Genomic DNA, 25,412 nt, shown 5'->3' with positions numbered 1-25,412 from the left:
GCCCCAGCCTGCAGGGCAGCAGAAGCCTCTTCTCGAAGCGCGCGATTTGTATTACACCTATCCCGGCAGCAAGGAGCCGACGCTGAAGAAGCTGCAGTTTACGCTTTACCAGGGGCAGATTACCGCAATCATGGGCTTTAACGGCGCCGGAAAAAGCACGCTGATGAACCTTTTGGGCGGCCTGACGCAGACGCAGCGGGGAAGCATACTGCTGCAGGGAAAACCGGTCGACAAGCAGCTGGGAAAAATCGGCTACCTGCGGCAGGAGCCTGATCTGATGCTTTTGGCAGACACAGTACGCGAGGAGCTGTGCTGGAAGAACCACACGATTACGCAGGAGGAGCTGCAGCTGCTTCTGAAGCATATGAATCTGGCGGAATATGCCGATGATTTCCCGTTGGCATTGAGCAAGGGACAGCGTTTGCGCGTTGTTTTGGGCGCTATGCTGGCGAAGAAGCCTGCGCTGCTGCTTTTGGACGAGCCTACGACAGGACAGGATGAACAGAGTCTGGCGGAAATCCGCCGTCTGCTTTTGGCTTATAAGGAGCAGGGGGGCAGCATTTTCATCTGTACGCATGATATGGAGCTGGCGGCACAGGTGGCCGACCGTGTAATTGTTTTGTGTGCGGGGCAGATTATTGCCGACGGCCCGACAGAAGAGGTTTTGAGCAATAAGGAGCTGGTGGAGGCCGGCGGTCTTACACCGTCAGCGCTGCTGCCGGTGTGCGAGCAGGCGGGGCTTCCTCCCTGCATCACGGTAGAGGGGGTGAAGCGTTATGTCCGTAAGACAGCTGTGGGAAGGCACTGATGCAGCAGGTTGGGCACAGAAGCTCAACGGGCGTACTAAGCTGCTGTTCCTCTTCCTCTTTGCTATTCTGATGATTACCGTGGATAATCCGCGGACACTCTTTATTTTATTTACGTTTACCTTAATACTGCATCTGGCAGCAAAAACTTCTATCTACAAATGGAAGGTGATGGCGATTCTGCTGCTCTTGGGCCTGTGGGGTTCCATGTTCAGCCAGGCGCTGTTTTTTGCGCAGACACCGCGTACACCGCTTTTCGTGCTGATTGCTCCGGAGGCAGGCTTCATCGGCCAGCTTACGGGCGGACTTTTCATCTACCGTGAGGGTATTTTGTACGGCGCGGTTCAGGGCTTGCGCAGCGCCAGCATGCTGGCACTGGGACTTTTGGTCTGCTGGACGAGTGACCCGCGACAGCTGCTGCAGGCATTGCTGGCCTGGCGCTTGCCGCCGCAAATGGCGTTCATGCTGGTGACGGCAATTCGCTTTTTGCCGGTACTGGCAGCAGAAACAGGCGAGGTTATCACAGCGCTGCAGCTGCGCAGTGACAGCCAGAGCGGACGCACTGCCGTTCTGCGTCATTTGCCGTATATCGCCAAGCCACTTTTGGCGCGCTGCCTGAGGCGTGCGCAGACGCTGGCGCTTTCGGTTGTGAGCCGCGGCTTTTTCTCAGGCGGTGCCGCAAAGCGACACCAACAGTGGGATGCACGCGAAAAGGCAAGCTGCCTACTGCTGTTTGCAGTAGTGGTGGCAGTTGTTGGCAGTAAAATTATTTACCTGCTGTCGGAGCAGGGCTTCTACTTTGGCGTATTCCGCCAAATCTATGATTGGACGGTGCTATATCTATGAATAAGCTTAAAGGCTGGCTGGCACTTGTGCTGCTGCTGCTTTCCTGGTGCGCACTGTACTGGATTACCGGCAGCAGAACGCCATGGAACCAGTTTCATGTTAATAACGACGGCTCTGGCGTGAGCGTTTATCTGGGTGATATCCCGACACAGAATTATGACCGCATGGGCTTTACGAAGGCGGTGGTGCGCTACGCCGCTGAGGAAGAAGGCTGGATTGTCGGAACGGAGCGCGGCGAGCTCTTCCTCTTCGACAACGAGGGACGCCAGAAATGGAAGCGCTCCCTGGGCGTCGGCAAGCTGATTGCGCTGTGTCTGACGCCTGACGGCAAGCTGGCGATAGTAGGCGAGCAGAGCGCGGAGGGCAGGCTTTACGCCGTTGATGTGCACACAGGCGATATCCGCTGGCAGTACAAGAGTGCTGATTTCGTTGGCTCCGATGCTTCGCAGCGTTCCTATCCTTCAGTGGTGCATATTGCAGTCGATAAGGAAAACAACGTTTATGCCAATGCCTACCGCTTTTTGATGCGCAAGGACGGCAGCAGAGGCTATAATGCCAGGATGCTGGCGGTTAACGAGGAGGGCAGGCTGCTGTGGCAGTTTCCCAAGAACGAGGTTATCGACAGCTGGATAAACTGGTGCGATGTCAATGATAACAACGGCAGAGCTGTTTTTTCTACATCTGCCTACGATTACCGCGAGGATATGAAGTATAAGGATACAATGTACTTCCTCGATAAAAGAACCGGCGAGCTGCTCAATTCGACGAATGTGCCGCCGATTCCGCCCTTTGATAACACAGTTATGCGCGGCAGCCCCAACTACAGCGCGGACGGCAAATATCTGGCAGCAGGAGCCAGTGACGGACGCGGCATCTTGTTTGATGAGGCAGGCAAAATCCTGTGGACACGTTCCATTTCCAAGCCGCAGCAGGTTGACGGCGCTTATGTCAACGCCAGCGGACGCGATGGCTTTGTAACACCCTACGGCGTGCTCTTTACCACGATTAACACCTTTAACCGTGAAAATTGGCAGCTGCCGACGCCGGTAGAGCACCCGAGCAATAACAGTATTTTTGTATTCAATACAGATGGTACCTTCCGCTATCAGTATATGGCAGACGGTACGATGGAGGAAATAGCCTTCGCCGGCAGGCTGGCGGCCTGCGCGGTGGGGCGCAATGTGCGCACGCACAATTACAAGGCGCACGGAGCATTGGTGCTGGACCTGGAAACAGGCAAAAGGTACAGCTATTTCCCGACCGAAGGACCTTGCCAGGCAATTGGTATTTCGCCTGACGGACAGTGGCTGGCAGGCGTGGAAGCGCCGGCACTGACTCCCGATGGCAAGATTATCGGTGCTTACCGTTTACATATCTGGAAAAATAACGCAGGAGGAGCAAAGTAAATGTTGCAAAAAATAATTCATTATTATAAGCCCTATAAGCTGATTTTGCTTTTGGTGCTGATGGGCTCATGCTTCTCGGCCTTAATGGAGCTGCTGTTCCCTTATATCGTAAGGCAGATGCTTAATGTTCAGATTCCTCAAAAGAATATTGACGAGCTGCTTTACTGGGCTGGGATACTTTTAGCCTTATATGTTGTAAACTTCGGTCTGCTTTTTTCTATCAACTATTATGGTCATGTGATGAGTTCCGGCATTGAGAACGATATGCGTCGCGATTTGTTCGGACATATGGAAAAAATGTCCTTCCGCTTTTTTGATAATGCCCGTACAGGACAGCTGCTGTCGCGCATTACAAGCGATATCGTGGAAATCAGCGAGCTGACATTTAAAGGACCTAATGACCTTCTTGTCTGCACCATCAGTATGCTGGGTACTATTTTTATGATGCTGTATCTGAATCCGTATCTTGGCTCTATTATCGGTGCTATGCTGATTATTAAGGCGGTGCATTCTGTTTTCGTCAACAGAAAGATGAAGCGTGCCTTCCGCCGCAGCCGTGAAAAATCCGGTGAGGTTTCCGCGCAGGCAGAGGAGGCTCTGAGCGGTATCCGTCTGGTGAAGGCCTTTGCTAATGAACAGCTGGAGCTGGAGCGCTTTATGCGCAAGAGTAATGAGCTTTTGCGTGTGCGTACCGAATCATTTGCGATACTTTCATATTTTTCGGGAACTATTACCTTTTTTACCAACGCAACCAATCTGGTAGTTTTGGTTTGCGGTGGTATGATGGTTGCCAATGACCAGCTGGCGCTCAGCGATTTTGTTGCCTTCTTCCTTTATGTTAATATCTTTATGAAGCCTGTTTTCCGTCTGCTGATGTTTACGGAAATGTACCAGCGCGGTATGGCCGGCTATCACCGCTTTAATGAGATGATGCAGCATAAGGTGGAGATTGACGATGCACCTGATGCGATTGCTGCAGGTAATATTAAGGGACGCATTACCTTTGAGAATGTAACCTTTGGCTATCTGCAGGATAAGCCGGTGCTGAAGCATTTTGACCTGGACATCGCTCCCGGTGAAAAGGTGGCCTTTGTGGGTGCTACGGGTGCAGGCAAGACAACGCTGGCAAGCCTGCTGCTGCGTTTTTACGAGCCTACGCAGGGCAGAGTACTGCTTGACGGCGTGGATATCAGAAAGTATAAACAGAGCTATTTGCGCAACCATGTAGGCCTGGTGCAGCAGGAAGTTTTTCTCTTCAGCGATTCTGTAAACTTTAATATTGCTTACGGCAAGATTAATGCGAGCGAGCAGGAGATTGAACAGGCTGCCAAGCTGGCGGCTGCTGATGATTTTATCAGCGCGCTGCCTGAGGGTTACGAAACCAAGGTGGGTGAGCGAGGCGTGAAGCTGAGCGGCGGCCAGAAGCAGCGTATTGCTATTGCCCGTGCCTTCCTGAAGAATCCGCCGGTGATGGTGTTTGACGAAGCGACGAGTGCGCTGGATACCAAAACGGAAAAGCAGATTCAGAAATCCCTGGACAAGCTGGCTGAAAGCCGCACTACGCTGATTATCGCACATCGTTTGTCGACGATTATCAACGCTGACAGAATTGTGGTGCTGCATAACGGCGAAATTGCGGAAATCGGCACACACAAGGAGCTTATGGCTTTGGATGGCATTTATAAGCGCTTGTATGAGCTGGATGAGCAGGATTAAGCTTAAAAATTAAATTTAAGCAGACGGAGCAGTTAAATTGCCTTTCGGGCAGATAATTGCTCCGTTTTTTATGCTATGTATACACTTGCGGAGCTTTGCGCTTATTGACATTCACAGGCAAAAATTATATAATTTTTTTATATGCAATCTTTGTTTGCTGCGGCATTTTCCGCAGTAATGCAGTATTATTTTTCGAAGGAGCGAATGAACTACTATGAAATACATGACTGGTAACGAAATCCGCGAAAAGTTTTTGAAATTTTTCCAAGATAGAGGCCACCTTATGCTTCCGAGTGCTTCCCTGATTCCTCAGGATGACCCGACTCTGCTGATTATCGGTGCTGGCATGGCACCCTTTAAGCCGTTTTTCACCGGCAAAATGAAACCGCCTGCTACCCGTATCACCACCTGCCAAAAATGCGTGCGTACCGGTGATATTGAAAACGTTGGCCGCACTGCGCGCCACCATACCTATTTTGAAATGCTGGGCAACTTCTCCTTTGGCGATTACTTCAAAAAAGAGGTTATCCCCTGGAGCTGGGAGTTCCTGACCGAGGAGCTTGGCCTGCCTGCTGATAAGCTGTACATCACCATCCACACTGAGGATGATGAAGCTTTTGATATCTGGCACAATGTTGTAGGTGTTCCTGAAGACCACATTGTACGCCTGGCAGATAACTGGTGGGAAATCGGCAGCGGTCCGTGCGGCCCTGACTCCGAAATCCACATCGACCTCGGTCCTGAACGCGGCTGTGGCAAACCGACCTGCGGCCCCGGCTGTGATTGTGACCGTTTCCTGGAAATCTGGAACCTGGTATTCACCCAGTTCAACCAGATGCCGGATGGCACCTACCCGCCGCTGAAAAACAAGAACATCGACACCGGCGCCGGCTTAGAGCGTCTGGCAAGTGTTGTTCAAGGCAAGCCGTCCAACTTTGAAACTGACCTGATTTTCCCGATTATTGAATATGCAGCTAAGATTGCTAATGTTGAATATGGCAAGGACAAGGCTACCGACGTTTCCCTGAAGGTTATCGCTGACCATGTACGCAGCATGACATTTATGATCGGCGATGGTATCCTGCCGTCCAACGAAGGCCGTGGCTATGTACTGCGCCGCATCCTGCGCCGTGCTATCCGTCACGCTCGTCTGCTGGGCATCAACGAGATGTTCCTGACCGGTGCTGTTGACGTTGTTATCGGCATGTTCGGTCACGCTTACCCCAACCTGGTAGAGAAGGCTGACTTCATCAAAAAGGTTGTGGAAATGGAAGAAACCAGCTTCCTGCGCACTCTGAAACAGGGCTGCGAGCTGCTGAACGAGGAGATTGAAAAGCTGAAGGCTGCAAACAAGACCGTGCTTGACGGTGCAACTGCCTTCAAGCTGAACGATACCTTTGGCTTCCCCTGGGAACTCACTGAAGAAATCCTGGAAGAAGCAGGCATGACTATGGATAAAGAAGGCTTCGACGCTGCGCTGGAGGTTCAGCGTAAGATGGCGCGTGAAGCACGCAACGATAAAGAAGGCCGTCCGGTTGTTTATAACACCAGCGGCATTAATGTTGCCGAACTGAAGGTTGACGAGGCTGCAACCGAAGCTAAGATTGTGAAGATGTATCCTGCGCATGACGCACAGCCGATTGAAAACGCTGCTGACGGCACTGATGTTGCTGTTATCTGCGACGTTACCGCTTTCCATGCTGAGGGCGGCGGCCAGCTGGGCGATATCGGTACTATTACCGCTCCGACCGGTGTGATTGCTGTAAATGTTACCAAGAAGCTGCCTGACAGCGCTGTTATTATGATCGGTTCCGTAACCGAAGGCACTGTTGCTGTAGGCGACGCTGTTACCTTTGCTGTGGACAAGGCACGCAAGATGGATATCGCGCGTAACCATACCGCAACCCATCTGCTGCACGCTGCTCTGAAACAGGTTCTGGGTGCCCATGTTAACCAGGCCGGCAGCTATGTTGGTCCGGACCGTCTGCGTTTTGACTTCTCCCACTTCTCTCAGGTTACCGCTGAGGAGCTGAAGAAAGTAGAGGCTATTGTCAACGAGCAGGTTCTGGCTGGCAAGGCTGTTAATATTGAAGAGCTGCCGATTGAGGAAGCTAAGAAGAAGGGTGCTACCGCTCTCTTCGGTGAAAAATATGGCAATATTGTTCGCGTTGTTACCGTTCCGGACTTCTCTATGGAGTTCTGCGGCGGCAGCCATGTAAGCAATACCGCACAAATCGGTATGTTCAAAATCGTGAGCGAAGGCTCCAGCGGTGCAGGCGTGCGCCGTATTGAGGCTGTTACCGGTCATGGTGCTGTGGCTCATGTAAACGCTACCGAGGAAATGGTGAACGGTCTGGCTGCTGAGCTGAAATGCCGCTCCTGCGACGTTCCGACTCGTCTGGAGGCTCTGCAATGCGAGCTGAAGGCAGCGCAGAAGAAGGCCGAAGAGCTGGCTGCAGAAATCGCTAAGGCTCAGGTAAGCAATGTTGCTGACCAAATTAAGGATGCTAACGGCGTTCCTGTTCTGGTACAGAAGGTTAATGCTGACAGCGTTGACGCTCTGCGTAACCTGGGCGACCAGATGCGCGATAAGGTAGGCGGCGTTGTTGTACTGGCTGCTGTTATGGGCGAGAAGGTAAGCATTCTGACCATGGCTACTAAGGATGCTGTTGCTAAAGGCGTACATGCGGGCAACATCGTTAAGGCTGTTGCTAAGCTGTGCGGCGGTGGCGGCGGCGGTCGTCCTGATATGGCACAGGCCGGTGCTAAGGACGTAGCTAAGGTTGACGAAGCACTTGCAGCTGCTTTTGATATCGTTGCTGCTATGGTGAAATAATTACTTCGTTTAGCAGACGTTGAATTAGATATTACCTAAAAATAAAACTGACGAGGCAATTTTGCTTCGTCAGTTTTTTTTGTGTTTATGCAGTTAGGTTTTTATGTAATTATGATGCTTTCATGCTGTCCGCTAATAGCTTGCTGACAGATGAGCTGTCAGCAGAAGCTATGCTTAGCGTAGCGGATAAGCTGTTAAAAAAGGTTAGCGCTTAGAAGTCGAAGCGTGCGCCGATGCGCCAGGACCAGTCCTTGCTGAAGCCGCTGCCGCCAGCGCGTTCAGCGTCCATAAAGAGGTGGCTGGCGTGGCCAGCCTTGAGGTCAAAGCCCAAGCCGTATTCCCACCAGCTGCCGTTGCTGTCGCCATTGCAGAAGGCGCTGGCATCACCCTGGTAGAAGGCAGCGCTGACGCTGTCGCCAAGCTCGGTGTTGTAGCGCACCTTGGCATAAACCTGGCTTTGGTCGCCAAGTGTTTGACCAACGTCCACGCCCATGCTGAGGATAGCGCTGTTCAGATGGTCATTGGCTACATGCGCGCCGTTGGAGGTAGTGAAGGCTTTGTTATACAAGCGTCCCAGCGTCAGCTGTGCGTTGGGTGTTACAAAGAGACCGTGGTCATTTTCCAGGCGGCAGCCATATTCCGCACTTGCCTGAAGGCCGTGGCTTTTGGCGCTGCCATTGACGCCGTCCAGCTTGAAGTCGTTGTCATAAGAGCTGTAGCGGAGAACATAGTCAGCGTAGGAGCCGGATTGGGAGGTGTGCGTGTGGTAGGCAGTGAGGGCGCCGCCGCGGATGTCACTGCGACCGCCGGCAACCTGCAGTGCGTCGCTGACCTGATAGCCGTTCATGCTGCTGCTGCCTTTGATATAGGTGAAGGCGAGGCCGCTGAAGTCACGCGTTTTTTTAGCGTCTGCCGTAGTCAGCTGCTCGTCCGAATTATGCTTGAAGTCGTAGCCGATGGTGTAGGTTTTGACCTTGGCATCGCTGCCGAAAATACCGCTGCCGCTGATGGAAGAATTGCTCATCCTGGTCCACACGCCTGCACGCTCTTCGTCAAAGCAGGTGATGCCCAGGCGCTTGGTGAGACGCTCGCTCTGGTCACGCCACAGGTAGTAGCTCATATTGTAGGCCTTGAGGGTGGCAGCCTCGGCGCGGGTGGGACCTTGGGTAGAAGGTGTGGGGTTGGTATTCTTCGTCAGATACCAGTCGGTGGTATAGCCTTCCGTAGCGCTATCCTTCTTGTTTAAGGCGTAGATGTTCCAGGTGAGGTTGTCGTCGGAGGCAGCCTTGAAGTCGCCGCTTTCGTTGACTACGCTCACCAGTACGGTATCTTTAGCGTTGCCAGTCAGGGAAGTTGCGCCGGTCACCTCGTTGAGGTACAGGCAATGCGTGCCGCTGTGGTTATTGATGAACAGCTTGTCGGCAGTAGAACCGTCGGTGCTGGTCTGGCTGTCATCGTAATCCATTTTGATGGTGCCGCTGCCGCTAAGATTGTTGATTTTGAGCTTTTGGAAGCCATGGTCATGTGCGAGGTTGATGATGCTGCTGCCAGCCATGTCTACAGTTGTCGCGTCACTTTCTGCAGTGACATTCCAGGTAGCGTCCTTCATGTTGAGGTTGGTGCCTTTGGTTGAAAAGCTGGTGTCACTGAAGCTGAAGTTTTCAGCAGTGGAGGCTGCGTCTAAAATTGCACCGGTCAGCGTGGAGCGGCTAGCCTGTCTGCCGGTAGCGTTGCCATTCTGGCCTGCAGCGCTGCCATCGCCCAAGGTGAGGTTCACTTCGTTACTGTTGTTGGTGTAGATGTCACCGGAAATGTTTACGAGCGCGGTGGTGTTATCCTTGTTGATGCTGATACTATTGCCTGCTGCTGTGGCAGGTTTAGCATCAATAATAATATTGCCGTCGACAGTAAGCTTTTTATTAGCGTTGATGATAATGTCGCCTGCATTATCAACGGTGCCGCCGTAATCTTCTACCAAGTCCTGGCGGGAGGGATTGACTACGCCACCGCTGCCAATTGCTACTTTAGCGTCCTTGGCGTCGATTACATTGCCATCCTTGAGGTAGTGGGTGTTACGGTTGGTGATGGTCAGGTTATCGCCTTCGATGGTTACGGTGGAGCCGCCGCTGGAGCTTACTGTAGCAAGGTTGCCGTAATTGTTGTTGATAACAGAGTTATCAGCATGCACGTTAATCAATGCGTTCTTGCGGGCGTTGATGGCGTTTGTATTGGCGTTGAATTCGGCATATGCAGCATAGACATTGATTTGCGATTGATGCAGGATGTAGTCATCAGCCGTTTTGCCCGCGGCGATGCTGTCGCTATATCTGTCATAGTTGGTAGCATTTTTCTCTTCGTAGATGTAGCCGTCACTGTACAGGTCCATGTTGGCGCCGGCGTCTTGCACAAAGGTGAGCTGCTTGATTTTCTTATCAGCACTGCCAAGGTTGATGGTGGCGCCGGCATCACTGTAAACGGCGGTAGCGGTTGGACCACTGGTAGCGGCAGCAATAGTGAGGGTATCGCTTTTAATGTTGATTACGGGCAAGGGAAAATCAGTTTCCCAGGAGGCATTTTCTAATCCGTTGATATATGCTGCATTGTGTGCGGCAGCAGTGATGGCTTGACCTGTAGAGGTAATTGTTGTATTTTTAGCGCTGATATCAACAAGGCTGCCATAGTCGCAGTAGATGGTATTGTCTTCGGTCGCAGTGAGGTATTTACCATAATCAGCAACGCGCTTAATGTTGCTTGTCAGGTTAAGGTTGTCGATGTCTTTGAGCTCTACTTTGGCCATAGCGTCACTGTAGATAGCGCTGACAGTGCCGGAGATATCAACGGTTTTGATGTTGCTGAGGTGAATGCCGCCATTATTATTTGGGTTTGTGAAGACGGGACCACGGTCGTTGCCGAAGCTGGCGTCTAATCCGTAGGTACCGTTGGTGATTTGCAATGTATCCAGGTTTTTGACTGTCACATTGTTGTGCGTTACGGACATAATATCGCCGTAGAGCGTAAGCTTTTCCTTGCCTGTTGCTCCGGCTACAGTATATGGATTGAAGATACAAATTGCCCTTCGGTATGAGATTGTGAGCCGAAGTTGTAGGAATAGTTAAAGGCACGATCTATACTTCTGTCCGCATGTAATGTTGCGGTTTGGGTTTCATCGTCCCAGGTAGTGGTGCTATCATCAGTAGCCAAATCACTGCCGTAGTAGTAGCATTCGGCTGCGGACACTTCTCCTGCGAAGGATGAAGATAAAATGGTCAGTCCGACAGCAAAAGCTAGCAGGCTTTTGCTCCGTTGATGTAAATAATTCTTCATACTGTTTGTATTCCCCCTCCTAATTTTCATAAATACACTAATAAAGTCATGGTAAGTTTGCCCTAATAAATTCACTTACTTTAGTTACTTAATTCGCTTGATTAATAGAATACAAGGCTTGATTGTTAATAGCAAGTAAAATTTTTGTAAAATATTTATGAGTTAAAGGCTATGAACGCAGTGCTGTTTTGTAGTATTTGCTATATTTAATAATAAACAGGTAAAGTTTTTATTATATACATAAGAGAATCGCAGGTACAGCGAAGGTGGCGAGCAATATTTTTACTATGTATTTTTTGACAGGCAATCCATTTTGTGATAAATTCATATTAGCAGATGTTTTTATTATGAACGGGGCGTTGGCCTCGCGTGTGCATATATAAAGGGGGTTTTTATTATGGCAGAAGATTTTGTTGGCGTTAGCGGTTCTTTGAATGAAAGCTTTGTGGGCGCAAGCAATGATAAGCTGTTTGAGGTGCCGTTTGAGGCACTTGAGGTGCGCATGGCTAAGGAAAAACCGCAGGTTATGCCAGGGCTGACGGCTTTGAAGAAGGCGATGTCTGAGCCTGCGTTTGAGCGTCTGATCAATTCGCTGCTGAATATTAACCTGGGCGAGGATGCACTTTTGCTTGTCGCTGGTGATGAGCGCGTGCGCACGGAGCTGATTGGCAAGTATTTGCCGGTGCTGAAGGCGGCGTTTAATGTGAGCAATGTGCGTGTTGTTGGCGGCGCACGCAATGGGCTGGATGCTTATTGAGGGTGTTGGGGTGGATGCCCATGCCTTTGTAGTGTGAATTAAGAAAGAATGTAGTGAGGCTATGTGATTGATTTTTGCCCCCGATACCATGTGCACGGTATTGGGGGTGTTTTTATGTTATACAGCTAGGAACATAAAAGATGGCGTGTAGAATTATATCGACAGGGGAAATGGTCGCAGGCGCTAAAAGATGGTATAATATAGAAAGAAGCAAAGAAAGGGGAATTCTCATGCAACAGACAAGACTGCCGCTTCCTGTCGGCACTACTGACTTCAAAAGAATCTGCCGGGAAAATTATTATGTCGACAAGACGTTGCTTATAAAGGACCTGCTTGATGAAAAGGTGAGCAACATTCTTTTTACGCGTCCGAGGCGTTTTGGCAAGACCTTGAACATGGATATGCTCCGTACTTTCTTTGAGAAAACAGACGTAGATACCAGCAGCTATTTCAAGGATAAAGCAATCTGGCAGCAGGGCGAAAGCTATAGGCAGCAGCAAGGGCAATATCCTGTTATCTTTTTGTCGTTGAAGGATATAAAGGCGCAAGATTGGGAAACAGCATATGAACTGTTGAAAATGATTATCAGCTCCGAGTATGCAAGACACCCGGAATTGCAGGCTGGTAATGAGATATCCCAACAAGACAAGGATTTTTACGAAAAAATAGTCAATAAAAATGCTAATAAAGCAGATTATATGCTCAGCCTGCAGATTCTCAGCAGAATGCTTTATCAGTATTACAAAAAGGCTCCTGTGATAATCATTGACGAGTACGATACTCCTATCCAGGAAGGCTTCGTCAATAATTACTATAATGAAGCTATTAGGTTTATCAGAAATTTCTTTTCGGCTGCCTTGAAGGATAATCCTTATATAACTATGAGCATTATGACGGGTATCCTGCGTGTCGCTAAAGAAAGTATCTTCAGCGGTTTGAATAATATTCGCGTTGATTCTGTACTTGATGATACTTTTAGTGCTTATTTTGGATTCACTGAGGGTGAGGTCAAGATTATAACGCAGTATTATAATGTAACTGAAAAGCTGGCAGAAATCAAAAGCTGGTATGATGGTTATAGGTTTGGCAGCACTGAAATCTATAATCCGTGGTCGGTGATTAATTATATATCAAGCAGCTGTAAGGCTATCCCGTATTGGAGCCAGACTTCGGAGAATACTATTATTCATGAAATACTGAAGAAGTACAATGAAGCAACTTATAGGAATCTTCACGAATTGCTTAAAGAAAACGGGCAGGTAAGCTCTGTAATCAAAACGAATATTATTTATCCTGAGCTTAAGGGGCCTCAGACAGATATTCTTGGTTTTCTTCTGATGACGGGTTACCTGAAAGCAACGGAAATGATACTTAACGAAGACGGAGAGCATTTATGTCGGCTTAATATTCCCAATAAGGAGATACGCACAATCTACCGTAAGGAAATTATTAGTTTGCTGATAGCGGAAGTCGGTGATATGACGGTAACGGATTTAAGAGATGCTTTATTAAATAAGGATAGTGCTGTCATCAAAGAGACGCTGGGAAGATTTATGATGCAGACAATCAGCTATTATGACGGGCTTAGGGAAAGCTATTATCATGGTCTGATGCTGGGGCTTATAACTATATTTGAATATACTCACTTTATCCGCTCCAATAGAGAAAGTGGAACTGGCAGATATGATATTCAGCTTATTCCTAAAAACGCAGGTATGCCAGGGATTATTATTGAAATAAAAGCAGGTGAAGCAAAGGACGATGATTGTGCTTTGAGCAAGCTGGCGCAGGTTGCGTTCGACCAGATTGAAGAAAAGAAGTATGATACTGAGTTGCGTTCATTGGGCGTAAGTGTTATACACAAATACGGTATTGCGTTTGCCAATAAGAGGGTTGAGTTGAAGACGAATTAGATTTTACAGCAAAAAAAGCCGCCTGCAAAGGCGGCTTTTGGTATGTAGTCTTGCTAAGTTGTTCCAAGCACTCAGCTGCTATGCATGCACCCCCCCTTTAGTCGCTATCGCGACAGTCGCCCCAGGGCGCCTTCTCTTGCCCTTCTGGCAATTCACCTTGTCCCCCGAGGGGGAACCAAGAATGTGCTAATGAAGTTTAGCGAAAAGCTATTAGTCTTGCCTGCCCCTTGGGGAAGGTGCCGAGCGAAGCGAGGCGGAAGGGGGCGTGTGGCGCAGCGCCTTACAGGCTTGCAGCTCTCTCCAGGAATACGCGCAGAATGTCGCAGGAAGCGGTGAACTTAGCCTGCTCTTCTTCCGTCAGTGGCAGCTCTAAAATCTCTTCAATACCGTTTTTGCCGATTACGCAGGGAACACCTGCAGCTACGTCCTTCTGGCCATATTCGCCGCTAAGTACGGTGGAGCAGGGCCAAATCAGCTTTTCGTCATGGAAGATGGCTTTAATCAGCATGCAGGCAGCGTTGGCAATGCCGAATTCCGTGCAGCCCTTGCCGTCGACTTCAATGTCGCCGGCTCTTTTAACCTGCAGCTGCAAATCGTCCAGACTGAGGGCAGCCAGCGCCGGACGTTCAGCGCGCAGCTGGGCAAAGCTCTTGCTGCCGATGCGGATGGCAGACCAGACAACAAAGCTGGAATTACCATGCTCGCCCATGCAGAAGGCCTGAATAGATTTGCGGCTGTAGCCTGTAGCGGCGCTGAGCACGCGCAGCAGGCGGTAGCTTTCAAGGCTGGTGCCGGTGCAGAAGCAGCGCTGCGGCTCCCAGTTCATCTTGCGGCGGATATGCTCGCAGATGATGTCTGCCGGATTAGAAATGCTGATCATAATACCCTTGAAGTCAACCTGCTTCAGGTGGCTGATAACCTCGTTGGCCATTTTAATGGAATCGTCAAACATATCCAGACGAGTTTCGCCGGGACGGCGGCTGCGGCCGAAGGCCATTACCAGAATATCTGCATCGTTCAACTCGCTGTATTCACCGGCGCGGATTTTGGCGTCACGGCCGCAAAGTGCGCCGCTGACGCCGTCATCTAAGTCCAGCGCCTGTGCGGCAGCCTTTTCCTTGAGAATATCAATGAGCACAATATCGTCAGCCTCACCGGATTGGATAAGAGCTAAAGCAACATGGGAGCCGACGTGACCGGCTCCGACAATTACAACCTTACGAGTTTTTAACATAACCAAAGCCTCCTTATGAAAACAGGGAACCGTCCCCACTTGTGCTGGAGATAGTTCCCTCATTTTTTATGCGGCGATAAATATGCCGGTGCAGTATTTATCCCGCTTAGCTATTTTATTTGTTTGCTTCTGCTTCGGCAATAACCTTATTGATATCTTCGATAAGAGCATCAACATCAATGCCGTGAGCGCCAGCGCCCTGACCGATGGTTTCGAAATGAGCAGCCATGCAGCCGATGCAGCCCAGACCATATTCAGCGAAAACCTCCATGATTTCAGGATGGTTTTGAACGGCTTCAATAATGCCGGTATCTTTAGTAATCATCGTATAAATCTCCTTCTTTTAATAAAAATTGTACACATAATCCGTACTTACTCATTATATCATTTGTATCTCTAAAAGCCAAATTTATTAAAGAAAATTTTTTGCAAAAAAAGCTTGACAGACTTCACATTTTTTTAATTATTTTTTTACATTAAGCTGTGAAATACTTGCGTTTACGGCTGATAAACGATATAATGGAGAAAAGTGGTGTAATGTGGGTGAAAAGGGGGCGACATTATGCTTTTGGGTGAATACGAACATACCATAGATGCCAAAGGTCGTCTTGCTATGCCTGCAAAGCTGCGTGAAAGCCTGGGCGGTAAGTTTATCATCACCAAGGGTCTTGATGGCTGCCTTTTTGTGTACGATATGGAGCAATGGCAGAAGCTGGAGCAAAAGCTGTCCGCCTTGCCGATGAGCCGCAAAACAGCGCGTGATTTTACCCGTTTTCTCTTTGGCGGTGCCTGTGAGGGCGAATGCGATAAGCAGGGCAGGGTGCTGCTGCCGGCAAACCTGCGTGCTCACGCCGGTCTGGAAAAGGATGCTGTAATCGTTGGCGTTGGCAGCAGAGCTGAAATCTGGGACGCCGGACGTTGGAACAAATATAATGAAGAAAATGCTGAGGATGTGAGCGAGCTTGCCGAGCAGCTTGCTGATTTAGGCATATAAGATTGGTGTTGGCTATGGAATTTAAGCATACAAGTATCCTGCTCGCAGAGAGCGTGGAATTTTTGATTACAGATAAAAATGGTATTTATGTGGACTGCACCATGGGCGGTGCCGGTCACACCAGTGCCTTTGCCGCTCAGCTGGAGGCTGGTGGCCTGATGCTTGGCATTGACCAGGATGATGATGCGATTGCGGCAGGCTCTGCGCGTTTGCTGAACAAGTTTGCCTGCAAAACCGCTGTTGCCAAGTCTAATTTTGAAAACTTTTCCCAGGTATTGGATTCTATGGGCATTGATAAAATTGACGGTATCTTTTTTGATTTGGGCGTTTCCAGCTACCAACTGGATACGCCGGAGCGTGGTTTCTCATATATGCATGATGGCCCGCTGGATATGCGCATGAATAAAGAAGCAAGTCTGGATGCAGAGTACATTGTAAACCACTATAAGGAAGAAGAACTGGCGGATATTATTCACCGTTACGGCGAGGAGCGCTGGGCGAAGCGTATCGCACAGTTTATTGTGGCAGCACGCAAGGAAAAACCGCTGACCACTACCTTTGAGCTGGTTGATGTAATCAAGAAGGCTATTCCCAAGGGAGCAAGGCTTGACGGCCCGCACCCGGCGAAGCGCACCTTCCAGGCGATTCGCATTGAGGTGAACAATGAGCTGGGAATTCTGGCTGATACGATGGAAAAAGCTGTGGACCGCTTAAAGAGCGGCGGCCGTATCGGCGTTATTACCTTCCATTCGCTGGAGGACAGAATTATCAAGCAGACCTTTGCTAAGCTGGCCAAGGGCTGCACCTGCCCGCCGCAGCTGCCTGTATGCGTGTGCGGCAAAAAGCCGCAGCTGCGTAAAACCGGCAATATCGTTCCCTCCAAGGCCGAGGTTGAAGAGAATCCGCGCAGCCGCAGTGCTCGCTTGCGTTACGCAATCAAGATTTGACAGATAGATTAAGATAGATGTGATGTATGATGAAGGGTGATTTTGATGCTTGCTAGAAAATACGACAATTACGCCTGGCAAGAGCAGCCTGCTGAGCAGTACGAAGCCCCGCAGCCTGTCCGTCGCAGAAGACGTAAACCTGATAAAATGAAACTTATCCGCAGTGGACTGTTCAAAATTCTGGCAGTTGTCATGGTGGCTTATTTCGCTATGGTTCTGCGCAGCGAGGCTATGGTGCAGTGCAGCAATGAGCTTGTCAGCCTGCAGAAGCAGGAGGCGCAGCTGATTAACCAGAACAACGAGCTGAGAATTGAGGTTGAACAGCTCAAAGGTCCGGAGCGTATTATCGGCCTGGCAGAGCAGCGCCTTGGTATGAGCGTTGCCCGCAGCAACATCTATGTTAAGGCTGGCGAGGCTGCAAAAAGCAGCAATTCTTTGGCTGCCAAATAACAAATATACATAGCCATTCACTGTATATTGTGATATAATTTGAATGGGTTTTTGGGAGGCAGCCTTTTGGCTGCCGTTTCAATTTAAATTCTCCAGTACAAGAAATCTATAAGAAATTTATGCTTTTGCCGTTATGCTGCAGAAGCTGAAACAGGAGGTTTATAAATGGAAAAGCAATTAGCTTCTCTCATTGCATTGCTGCCGCAGGCTGAGGTCCTTGGCAGTGCTGATAAAGTAATTACTGATGTAACTGCTGATTCCCGTGCAGTTGTGGCTGGCAGCCTTTTTATCTGCCTGAAGGGCGCGACTGTAGACGGACATAAATTTTTGGCGATGGCTGCCGAAAAGGGTGCTGTTGCTGCGCTGGTGGAAGATGTGCCGGCGGAAGTGCCGCAGGGCATTACACTGATAAAGGTTGCTGATACGCGCGAGGCGATGGAGCTGGTAACGCCGTATTTTTATGATTACCCCGGCCGCAAGCTGAGAATGATTGGCGTGACCGGTACTAACGGTAAAACCACCTCTACTAACATTATCCGCCTGATTCTGCGCAAGGCAGGCTACAAGGTGGGCCTGATTGGCACCATCAATATCATGATTAACGATGAGATTACTGAATCTCACAACACTACTCCGGACGTAGTTGACCTGCAGAAGACGCTGTATGCTATGTGCTGCGCCGGCTGCGACTACTGCGTAATGGAGGTTTCCAGCCACGCGCTGGCACTGAAGCGTGTTGCAGGCATTGAATATGACTGCGCTGTGCTGACGAATATTACCCAGGATCACCTGGACTTCCATAAAACCATGGAAAATTATCGTGATGCCAAGAGCCTGCTCTTTGAGCATCTGACTGACGGCGATAAGCCGAATAAAAACGCTGTCTTCAACATGGACGACGCCAGCTCCGCGATTATCCGCGAGCGTACCAAGGCTAACGTGCTGACCTACGGTGAAGGTCATGATAATGATATCTATCCGCTGAGCTTTACGGTAGAACCTAAGCATATGCAGCTGCTGCTGCACACTCCGGTGGGCGAAATGGACCTGGAGCTGAAGATTACCGGCGAGTTCAACGTGTATAATGTTATGGGTGTTATCGGTGCAATGCTGGCTGAAAAGATTGATAAGGATATCATTTGCTCCGTACTCGACGGTTTTGACGGCGTTCCCGGACGCTTCCAGCTGGTTGAGGCAGGTCAGCCTTATACCGTCATCGTGGACTATGCGCATACTCCCGACGGCCTGGAGAATGTGCTGAAGACTGCACGCTCCATTACCCGCGGCAAGCTGTGGGTGGTGTTCGGCTGCGGCGGCGACCGCGACAACAAGAAGCGCCCGCTGATGGGTGCATTGGCGCTGCAATTGGCTGATAATATTGTCGTTACCTCCGATAACCCGCGTACAGAGGATCCGGAGCTGATTATCGACGAAATCTTTACAGCGCTGCAGGATGTGCCTGCAGGCAAGCAGGTTACCCGTCTGAGCGACAGACATGAGGCTATCTGCTATGCGCTGGCCAACGCTGCTGCCGATGATGTAATTCTGATTGCCGGCAAGGGCCATGAAAATTACCAGATTTTGAAGGACAGAACTATTCACTTTGACGATAAAGAAGTTGTAATGGAATACTGGAGTGATAAAAAATGCTGAAGGCCAGTGAAGTTTTAGCAGCCACCAAGGCTGTTTGTGCAGATTTTGAGTTTAGCGGCGTAACTACCGATTCCCGTGCGGTGAAGCCGGGAGAATTGTTTGTAGCGCTGAAGGGCGATAATTTTGACGGCCACGATTATTGTGCCAAGGCTGTGGAGCTGGGTGCTGCGGGCGTTGTTGTTTCCCATGAGGTTAGTGGCCTGCCTGCGGGTGTTGCTGTGTTCATGGTTGATGATACACTGCTTGCCTACCAGCAGCTGGCGCATGCTTACCGTCTGCGTAAGCAGGGACTGAAGGTTTTTGCTATTACGGGCTCCAACGGCAAAACCTCTACCAAGGATTTGCTGGCTGCCTGTCTGAGCTGCAAATATAATGTTGTCAAAACTCAGGGCAACTTCAATAATGAAATCGGTCTGCCGAAAACCTTGCTGAGCATTCAGTCGGATACGGATATTGCCGTTGTGGAAATGGGTATGCGCGGCCTGGGTCAGATTGCTGAGCTGTGCCGCATCGCAGAGCCTGACAGCGGCCTGATTACCAACGTGGGTGAAACCCATATGGAGCTTTTGGGCAGCATGGAAAATATCGGCAAGGCTAAGAGCGAGATTGTAGTTAATCTGCCGGAGGATGGCTTTGCCGTGCTCAACGGCGACAATGAATACGTGCTGGCGGCAGCAGGCAAGACGAAGGCGCAGGTTGTGTACTTCGGCCTGGGCGAAAACTGTGACTTCCGCGGCAGCGACATTGTGACCAGTGGCGCAGGCACTACCTTTACCTGCACGTACAAGGCTACGGGTGAGGCTGTGAAGGTAAGCCTGCAGCTGATTGGCGAGCATAATGTTTACAACGCGCTGAGCGCTATTGCCGGCGCTTACTGCTATGGTGTGCCGCTGGCAGCCAGTGCACAGGCATTGGCAACTGCCCGTCTTACCGGCAGCCGTCAGGAAATAATTTATATCGGCGATATCACCTTTATCAATGACGCATATAATGCAAGTCCTGCTTCTATGGAAGCGGCACTGAAAACCTTGGCGGAGGCCAAAAAGGCTGCACATGGCAAGGCACGCACCATTGCTGTGCTGGCTGACATGCTGGAGCTGGGAGCTATCAGCGAGGACGCTCATCGCCGCGTGGGCCGCTGGGCTGTAGAAAATGGTGTGGACTTTGTGCTGACCTATGGCCCGCAGGCTGCTTATATTGCGGACGAGGCTGCTAAGCTGGGCGGCAAGAGCAAGCATTGCGCTGACCGTCAGGAGGCAGCGGATGCTTTGCGTCTGATGGCTTCCGCAGGTGATATTATCCTGCTGAAGGGCAGCCATTCCATGCAGGTTGACAAGATGCTGGAGCTGTTCAAGTAAACTTTAGAGAGTGAGATTTAATAGATGTTGAAATTAATCGGAATTCCTGTGACTGCGTTTATCGTGTGTGCCTTAATCGGCCCGGTGCTGATTCCTTATCTGCACAAGCTGAAGTTTGGCCAATCCATTCGCGAATGCGGACCGGCAAGCCATATGGCCAAAAGCGGCACGCCGACTATGGGCGGCCTGATGATGCTGGCGGCGCTGGTAGTGGCTTTGCTGTGGGGCAAGTTTACTCCCCATGTGATTATTGCCCTGGTGCTGACGGTGGGCCATGCGGTCATAGGCTTTATAGATGATTACATCAAGGTTGTAATGAAGCGTAATCTGGGCCTGACTGCCAAGCAGAAATTCTTACTGCAGTTCATTCTGGCCGGTGCCTATGTATATTTCGCCGAAACGCATATCCGCAATACGGAGCTGTGGGTTCCCGGTATCAATGCTGTCATTGATTTAGGCTGGGGTTATTATGTGCTGGCCTTCCTGCTTTTGGTGGGCACGACCAACGCTGTAAACCTGACTGACGGTCTGGACGGTCTGGTTTCCTTTGTCAGCCTGCCTGTTACGCTTGTTTTTGCCTTCATCGCCTATATGCAGGGTATGCTTGATCTGAGTGGCTTTGCTTTGGGACTGACCGGTGCCTGTCTGGGCTTTTTACTGTTTAACCGTCATCCCGCCAAGGTATTCATGGGTGATACCGGTTCCCTGGCGTTGGGCGGCGCTGTAGCTGCGCTGGCACTTTTGACACGCACAGAGCTGCTTTTGGTTGTTGTGGGCGGCATTTATGTTGCCGAAGCGATTTCGGTAATCATCCAGGTTACCTACTTTCGCTTCAGCGGCGGCAAGCGTATCTTCCGTATGGCACCGCTGCACCATCACTTTGAGCTGGGCGGCTGGGCCGAGGTTAAGGTTGTGCGTGTGTTTACAGCAGTAAGCTGCCTGTTATCTGTCATTGGCCTGTGCCTGTGGCTGAATGCATTTGTATAAAATTTTTCCGGCTATATCCTTTTGGCGCTTTTTTGCGCTGAAATGGCTATAGCCTACATATGTTTATGAATAGAGGGTGTTTTTGATGACTAAAAAGGATGCTGTAATCGTTTACGGCGCTGGCATCAGCGGCCGTGGCGCAGCGCAGGTGCTGGCGGACAGAAAGCAGCAGGTTTATTTATATAACGATATGGACTGCACTATTGAGCCGCAGCTGCTGAAGCTTTTGCAGAGCGTTGGCGGTGGTCTGGCCATCGGGCAGGATGCCTTTGAGCATTTGCTGGATATTGCCGGTGTGCTGGTGCTTTCTCCAGGTATTGCCTGCGATAACGCAAATGTGCTGCTCGCAGAGCAGCGCGGACTGGAGGTCATCAGCGAGGTAGAGCTGGGCTACAGGCTGTACGGCGGTCATATTGCCGCTATCACCGGTACTAACGGCAAAACCACTACCACTACTATCGTGGGCGAAATGCTCAAGCGTCTGCCGGTGCCTTCCGCTGTGGGGGGCAACATTGGCCTGGCGCTGTCTAAGGAAGTAGAGAATCTACCAAAGGATGGCTGGCTTGTTGCCGAGCTTTCCAGCTTCCAGCTGGAAAAAGTCAGCAGCTTCTGCCCTGATATCGCAGTAGTGCTGAACCTGACTCCGGATCATCTGGAGCGCCATCATACGATGGAGGCCTACGGCGAGGCGAAGAAGAATATCTTCCGTCAGCAGGGTGAGGCGCAGGTTACGGTGCTTAATTACGATGATCCTATTGTGCGTACCTGGGGTGCGGAAACTAAAGGCCGCCTGTGTTACTTCAGCCGTAAGGAAAAGCTGCAGCAGGGCATCTATATGCAGGATGGTAATTTTATCATCAGCTGGGACGGCAAGCAGAAAACTGTCTGCAATATCAGCGAGCTGCATCTGTTCGGCGGTCACAACGAAGAAAACGTGCTGGCAGCTATTGCCTGTGGCTTCTTCGCCGGTGTTGGCATCAGCGATATGGCTGATGTGCTGCGTAACTTCCGCAGCATTGAGCACCGCATTGAATACGTTGCTACGATTGACGGCGTACCGTATTACAATGATTCCAAGGCTACCAACACCGATTCTACAATTAAGGCACTGGAGGCCTTTAAGGACGGTCACATCATTTTGCTGGCAGGCGGTCACGATAAGCTGACACCGCTGGAGCCGATGATGGAGCTGGTGAAGGAAAAGACGGATGCCCTGATTCTGCTTGGCGCAGCCAAAGAACGCTTTCACAATGCTGCTGTTGCCTGCGGCGTGCAGAACATTGTGCTGGCCGACAGCTTTGAAGACGCAGTAGCCAAGGCGCATGCGCTGGCGCATAAGCCGCAGGTAGTGCTGCTTTCCCCGGCCTGCTCGTCTTTCGATATGTTTAATAATTATCCGGAGCGTGGTAACTATTTTAAAAAGCTGGTACACGAGCTGGAGGGAGGTAACGTTAAGTGAAGGTAATTCTTTCCGGAGGCGGTACGGGCGGACACATTTATCCGGCCCTAACCATTGCGGACCAGATAAAAAAGCTGCAGCCTGAGGCGGAGGTCAGCTTCGTAGGCACCAGGCAGGGCTTGGAGAAGGATATCATTCCCCGCTATGGCTACAAGCTGCAGTTCATTGAGGTAGCAGGCTTTAAGCGCAGTCTGAGCTTTGACACCCTGCGCAGTGCGGCCAAGCTTTTTGCAGGCCTTTATGATGCCTACAAAATCATCAGCGACGAAAAGCCTGACCTGGTGATTGGCACCGGCGGCTATGTCTGCGGTCCTGTTGTCTTTATAGCAGCGATGAAGGGGATTCCCTGCTGCATTCAGGAGCAGAATGCGATGCCCGGTGTGACCAATAAGATTTTGTCACGCTATGTACGCAAGGTATTTTTGGGCTATGAGGCAGGCCGCAAATATTTCCATGGCAAGGCAGAGCTGGAATATACTGGCAACCCTATCCGCAGTGAAATATTGCAGCATACGCGCGAGGAGGCTATTAAAGAGCTGGGGCTGGACGCCAAAAAGAAGACGATTCTTGTCAGCGGCGGCAGTCGCGGTGCACGCACCATCAACAACGCTATGCTGGAGGCCGAGCTGGCACTTTCCGGCAGACCGGAGGTACAGGTGCTCCATGCAACTGGCGATGTGAACTACGAAGCCTATATGGCCGAAATCAAAAAGCGTGGCGGCGTGGCTGATAACATTATCATCAAGCCGTATCTGCATAATATGCCGGTGGCGCTGGCTGCCGCAGATCTGGCAGTGTTCCGCGCCGGAGCGATTGGCCTGGCGGAGCTGATGGCGAAGGGCGTGCCGTCGCTTTTGGTGCCTTATCCGTATGCTACAGCAAATCACCAGGAGTTTAATGCCAGAGCGGTAGAAGCGCAGGGTGCAGCCAAGGTTATTTTGGATAAGGACCTGACTGGCGACACCGTTTTGGAATTTATCGAGCATTTATTAGTGCACGAGGAGGAATTGCAGCAAATGCAGGCGGCAGCCAAAAAGCTTGGCAGACCGCAGGCTGCAGAGGTTATAGCCAAAGAGGCTGTGGCCTTGACTAAACAATAAGGGAGGGCCTCGAGTGGCTGAAAACAAATTAGCAAACCTGCATAACATACATTTTATCGGTATCGGCGGCGCCGGCATGAGCGCAATTGCTTATGTCCTGATTAAGCGCGGCTATGATGTGAGCGGCTCCGATCTGAACGCCGGCCATATGTCGGCACATCTGGCGGAGGAGGGCGCTATGGTTTATATGGGCCATGCTGCCAGCCAGGTAGACGATGCTGAGGCTGTAGTTATTTCTACAGCGATTCACCAGAATAATCCGGAGCTGGTGGAGGCACGCAGACGCGGCATTCCTGTGCTGCACCGCAGTGATGTGCTGGCAGCAATTATGAATGCTGATGACGGCGTGGCTGTTGCCGGTGCACATGGCAAAACTACTACCAGTGCGATGATTTCCTGCATTGCGGCCGAAAGCGGCATTGACCCGACTGTCATCATCGGCGGCGAGGTAAGCAGCCTGGGCGGTAACGCGCGCAACGGCGCAGGCCGTTTCGTAGTAGCGGAGGCAGACGAGAGCGACGGCTCCTTCCTCAAGCTGTATCCGTATCTGGCAGTAGTAACTAATATTGAAGATGACCATCTGGACCATTATGGTACAGAAGAAAATATATATCAGGCCTTTAAGCAGTTTGTTGGCAATATCAAAGAGGGCGGCAAGGCGATTCTTTGCTTTGACAATGCAAAGGTGCGCCGTCTGGCTGGCGAAACTGATAAAGAGGTCATTACCTATGGTGTTGAGGGCGAGGGTGCTGACTACATTGCCCGCGACATTTCCTACGGTGTTGGCGGCACCAGCTACAAGCTTTACTACAAGGGAGAATTTGTGACTGAGGTACATCTTGTTGTTCCTGGCAGACATAATGTGCTCAATTCTATGGGTGCCTTTGCTGCTGCTCGCGAGATGGGCATTGCTACCGACCAGATTCTTGCTTCCCTGAAAAAGTTTGGCGGTGCTAAGCGTCGTTTTGAAACCAAGGGCAAGGTCAATGGTGTGTGGGTGGTTGATGATTATGCCCACCATCCGACAGAAATCGGCGTAACGCTGAAGGCTGCCAGACAGACGAAGCCTGAACGTTTGCTGTGCGTGTTCCAGCCGCATCGTTATACCCGCACCAAGCTGCTGTTCTCCGAGTTCTGCGAATGCTTTAAGGATTGTGATGAGCTGATCCTGACAGACATTTATGCAGCCAGCGAGGAAGCAATTCCCGGTGTGAGCAGCATGCATCTGGCTGAGGGTATCAAGGCAGCGACAGGTCAGGAGGTGCTGTATATCGGCAAGCTGACCAAGGCTGAAGAATATCTGGAGCGCGTTGTACGTGCCGGCGATCTTGTTATGACTATTGGTGCCGGTGATGTATTTAAAATTGGTGAAGAATTAGTTAGGGAGTTGGAAAGAAATGCAGATTAATAAGCAAGATGTTGTTGCTGTTGTTTTGGGCGGTCCTTCCTCTGAGGCCGGAATTTCGCGTGTTACCGGCGGTGCTATCGCCAATGCGCTGCGCGAAAAGGGCTATAATGCCAAAGAGCTGGAGCTGGAGCCTGCTAATCTGATTAACGAGCTGCGCGCAATGAATGCCAAGGTAGTATTTAATGCAGTGCATGGCATGTACGGCGAAGATGGCCGCC

At 50.5% G+C, this 25,412-nt stretch carries 20 protein-coding genes and 1 pseudogene; 17 read left to right on the top strand and 4 right to left on the bottom strand.

The window, feature by feature from the left end; all coding sequences use genetic code 11:
- From BN587_RS11780 to alaS, 5 genes are all read left to right on the top strand, one after another.
- On the top strand, window positions 1-808 hold an 808-nt coding region (locus BN587_RS11780), incomplete at its 5' end, for an energy-coupling factor ABC transporter ATP-binding protein (protein WP_044484164.1).
- Window positions 777-1,652: an energy-coupling factor transporter transmembrane component T family protein gene (locus BN587_RS03795; protein WP_021719823.1), complete on the top strand. Its 876-nt coding sequence runs from the start codon at window positions 777-779 to the stop codon at window positions 1,650-1,652. The genes BN587_RS11780 and BN587_RS03795, both read left to right, overlap by 32 nt.
- Window positions 1,649-3,058 (top strand): outer membrane protein assembly factor BamB family protein, encoded by a 1,410-nt coding sequence (locus tag BN587_RS03790; RefSeq protein WP_021719822.1) that lies wholly within the window; start codon window positions 1,649-1,651, stop codon window positions 3,056-3,058. Before BN587_RS03795 ends, BN587_RS03790 begins: the two co-directional genes overlap by 4 nt.
- Window positions 3,059-4,774, top strand: a complete 1,716-nt coding sequence (locus BN587_RS03785) for an ABC transporter ATP-binding protein (RefSeq protein ID WP_021719821.1) — start codon at window positions 3,059-3,061, stop codon at window positions 4,772-4,774.
- A 214-nt stretch (window positions 4,775-4,988) separates the two neighbouring features.
- Window positions 4,989-7,610 carry an alanine--tRNA ligase gene (gene alaS / locus BN587_RS03780; protein WP_021719820.1) on the top strand — a complete coding sequence of 874 codons (2,622 nt, stop codon included), beginning with the start codon at window positions 4,989-4,991 and terminating at the stop codon, window positions 7,608-7,610.
- 211 nt (window positions 7,611-7,821) lie between these two features.
- Here alaS and BN587_RS03775 read toward each other — a convergent pair whose 3' ends face one another.
- Together BN587_RS03775 and BN587_RS03770 are read right to left on the bottom strand one after the other, a co-directional pair.
- Window positions 7,822-10,608, bottom strand: coding sequence for an autotransporter outer membrane beta-barrel domain-containing protein (locus tag BN587_RS03775; RefSeq protein WP_021719819.1), 2,787 nt, complete (start codon window positions 10,606-10,608; stop codon window positions 7,822-7,824).
- Window positions 10,609-10,652: 44 nt separating this feature from the next.
- Complete coding sequence (locus BN587_RS03770; protein WP_021719818.1) at window positions 10,653-10,934, bottom strand: hypothetical protein; 282 nt, start codon at window positions 10,932-10,934, stop codon at window positions 10,653-10,655.
- Between the two features lie 397 nt (window positions 10,935-11,331).
- Between BN587_RS03770 and BN587_RS03765 the strand changes: the two genes are divergently transcribed.
- Together BN587_RS03765 and BN587_RS03760 are read left to right on the top strand one after the other, a co-directional pair.
- Window positions 11,332-11,691 (top strand): hypothetical protein, encoded by a 360-nt coding sequence (locus BN587_RS03765; protein WP_021719817.1) that lies wholly within the window; start codon window positions 11,332-11,334, stop codon window positions 11,689-11,691.
- Window positions 11,692-11,921: 230 nt separating this feature from the next.
- Entirely contained in the window at window positions 11,922-13,604 is a 1,683-nt protein-coding gene (locus BN587_RS03760; protein WP_044484162.1) for an AAA family ATPase, read from the top strand.
- A 280-nt stretch (window positions 13,605-13,884) separates the two neighbouring features.
- On the opposite strand, the gene BN587_RS03755 is transcribed toward BN587_RS03760, so the two are convergent.
- Window positions 13,885-14,838: an L-lactate dehydrogenase gene (locus BN587_RS03755; RefSeq protein WP_021719815.1), complete on the bottom strand. Its 954-nt coding sequence runs from the start codon at window positions 14,836-14,838 to the stop codon at window positions 13,885-13,887.
- 115 nt (window positions 14,839-14,953) lie between these two features.
- The gene (locus BN587_RS03750) at window positions 14,954-15,163 is read right to left on the bottom strand and encodes a DUF1858 domain-containing protein (protein WP_021719814.1); all 210 of its coding nucleotides are present in this window, start codon (window positions 15,161-15,163) and stop codon (window positions 14,954-14,956) included.
- A gap of 237 nt (window positions 15,164-15,400) precedes the next feature.
- Between BN587_RS03750 and mraZ the strand changes: the two genes are divergently transcribed.
- The 10 genes and pseudogenes from mraZ to BN587_RS11775 all read left to right on the top strand — a co-directional run.
- The gene (mraZ, locus tag BN587_RS03745; RefSeq protein ID WP_021719813.1) at window positions 15,401-15,832 is read left to right on the top strand and encodes a division/cell wall cluster transcriptional repressor MraZ; all 432 of its coding nucleotides are present in this window, start codon (window positions 15,401-15,403) and stop codon (window positions 15,830-15,832) included.
- 14 nt (window positions 15,833-15,846) lie between these two features.
- Entirely contained in the window at window positions 15,847-16,779 is a 933-nt protein-coding gene (gene rsmH / locus BN587_RS03740) for a 16S rRNA (cytosine(1402)-N(4))-methyltransferase RsmH (protein WP_021719812.1), read from the top strand.
- Window positions 16,780-16,824: 45 nt separating this feature from the next.
- On the top strand, window positions 16,825-17,229 hold the full coding sequence (locus BN587_RS03735; RefSeq protein ID WP_021719811.1) for a septum formation initiator family protein: 405 nt from the start codon (window positions 16,825-16,827) through the stop codon (window positions 17,227-17,229).
- 165 nt (window positions 17,230-17,394) lie between these two features.
- Window positions 17,395-18,882: a UDP-N-acetylmuramoyl-L-alanyl-D-glutamate--2,6-diaminopimelate ligase gene (locus BN587_RS03730; protein ID WP_021719810.1), complete on the top strand. Its 1,488-nt coding sequence runs from the start codon at window positions 17,395-17,397 to the stop codon at window positions 18,880-18,882.
- Window positions 18,876-20,240 carry a UDP-N-acetylmuramoyl-tripeptide--D-alanyl-D-alanine ligase gene (locus tag BN587_RS03725; protein WP_021719809.1) on the top strand — a complete coding sequence of 455 codons (1,365 nt, stop codon included), beginning with the start codon at window positions 18,876-18,878 and terminating at the stop codon, window positions 20,238-20,240. The genes BN587_RS03730 and BN587_RS03725 overlap by 7 nt, the downstream gene beginning before the upstream one ends.
- Before the next feature lie 24 nt (window positions 20,241-20,264).
- Window positions 20,265-21,227, top strand: coding sequence for a phospho-N-acetylmuramoyl-pentapeptide-transferase (gene mraY, locus BN587_RS03720; protein ID WP_021719808.1), 963 nt, complete (start codon window positions 20,265-20,267; stop codon window positions 21,225-21,227).
- An 85-nt stretch (window positions 21,228-21,312) separates the two neighbouring features.
- Window positions 21,313-22,686 carry a UDP-N-acetylmuramoyl-L-alanine--D-glutamate ligase gene (gene murD, locus BN587_RS03715; protein WP_021719807.1) on the top strand — a complete coding sequence of 458 codons (1,374 nt, stop codon included), beginning with the start codon at window positions 21,313-21,315 and terminating at the stop codon, window positions 22,684-22,686.
- Window positions 22,683-23,786: an undecaprenyldiphospho-muramoylpentapeptide beta-N-acetylglucosaminyltransferase gene (gene murG / locus BN587_RS03710; RefSeq protein ID WP_021719806.1), complete on the top strand. Its 1,104-nt coding sequence runs from the start codon at window positions 22,683-22,685 to the stop codon at window positions 23,784-23,786. The genes murD and murG overlap by 4 nt, the downstream gene beginning before the upstream one ends.
- Before the next feature lie 13 nt (window positions 23,787-23,799).
- Window positions 23,800-25,194, top strand: a complete 1,395-nt coding sequence (gene murC / locus BN587_RS03705; protein WP_021719805.1) for a UDP-N-acetylmuramate--L-alanine ligase — start codon at window positions 23,800-23,802, stop codon at window positions 25,192-25,194.
- Window positions 25,184-25,412, top strand: a pseudogene (locus BN587_RS11775) (D-alanine--D-alanine ligase); the annotation flags it as partial. The gene murC and the pseudogene BN587_RS11775, both read left to right, overlap by 11 nt.

This window comes from Phascolarctobacterium succinatutens CAG:287 (genome assembly GCF_000434895.1).
Classification (GTDB): domain Bacteria; phylum Bacillota; class Negativicutes; order Acidaminococcales; family Acidaminococcaceae; genus Phascolarctobacterium_A; species Phascolarctobacterium_A succinatutens_A.
The sequence above is the reverse complement of the archived record's forward strand: the minus strand, read 5'-3'. Positions and strand labels throughout refer to the sequence as shown.

Coding starts and splice junctions, on each gene's coding strand:
- BN587_RS03795 (WP_021719823.1), top strand. CDS start 777: ATGTCCGTAAGACAGCTGTGGGAAGGCACTGATGCAGCAGGTTGGGCA.
- BN587_RS03790 (WP_021719822.1), top strand. CDS start 1,649: ATGAATAAGCTTAAAGGCTGGCTGGCACTTGTGCTGCTGCTGCTTTCC.
- BN587_RS03785 (WP_021719821.1), top strand. CDS start 3,059: ATGTTGCAAAAAATAATTCATTATTATAAGCCCTATAAGCTGATTTTG.
- alaS (WP_021719820.1), top strand. CDS start 4,989: ATGAAATACATGACTGGTAACGAAATCCGCGAAAAGTTTTTGAAATTT.
- BN587_RS03775 (WP_021719819.1), bottom strand. CDS start 10,608: ATGTCCGTAACGCACAACAATGTGACAGTCAAAAACCTGGATACATTG.
- BN587_RS03770 (WP_021719818.1), bottom strand. CDS start 10,934: ATGAAGAATTATTTACATCAACGGAGCAAAAGCCTGCTAGCTTTTGCT.
- BN587_RS03765 (WP_021719817.1), top strand. CDS start 11,332: ATGGCAGAAGATTTTGTTGGCGTTAGCGGTTCTTTGAATGAAAGCTTT.
- BN587_RS03760 (WP_044484162.1), top strand. CDS start 11,922: ATGCAACAGACAAGACTGCCGCTTCCTGTCGGCACTACTGACTTCAAA.
- BN587_RS03755 (WP_021719815.1), bottom strand. CDS start 14,838: ATGTTAAAAACTCGTAAGGTTGTAATTGTCGGAGCCGGTCACGTCGGC.
- BN587_RS03750 (WP_021719814.1), bottom strand. CDS start 15,163: ATGATTACTAAAGATACCGGCATTATTGAAGCCGTTCAAAACCATCCT.
- mraZ (WP_021719813.1), top strand. CDS start 15,401: ATGCTTTTGGGTGAATACGAACATACCATAGATGCCAAAGGTCGTCTT.
- rsmH (WP_021719812.1), top strand. CDS start 15,847: ATGGAATTTAAGCATACAAGTATCCTGCTCGCAGAGAGCGTGGAATTT.
- BN587_RS03735 (WP_021719811.1), top strand. CDS start 16,825: ATGCTTGCTAGAAAATACGACAATTACGCCTGGCAAGAGCAGCCTGCT.
- BN587_RS03730 (WP_021719810.1), top strand. CDS start 17,395: ATGGAAAAGCAATTAGCTTCTCTCATTGCATTGCTGCCGCAGGCTGAG.
- BN587_RS03725 (WP_021719809.1), top strand. CDS start 18,876: ATGCTGAAGGCCAGTGAAGTTTTAGCAGCCACCAAGGCTGTTTGTGCA.
- mraY (WP_021719808.1), top strand. CDS start 20,265: ATGTTGAAATTAATCGGAATTCCTGTGACTGCGTTTATCGTGTGTGCC.
- murD (WP_021719807.1), top strand. CDS start 21,313: ATGACTAAAAAGGATGCTGTAATCGTTTACGGCGCTGGCATCAGCGGC.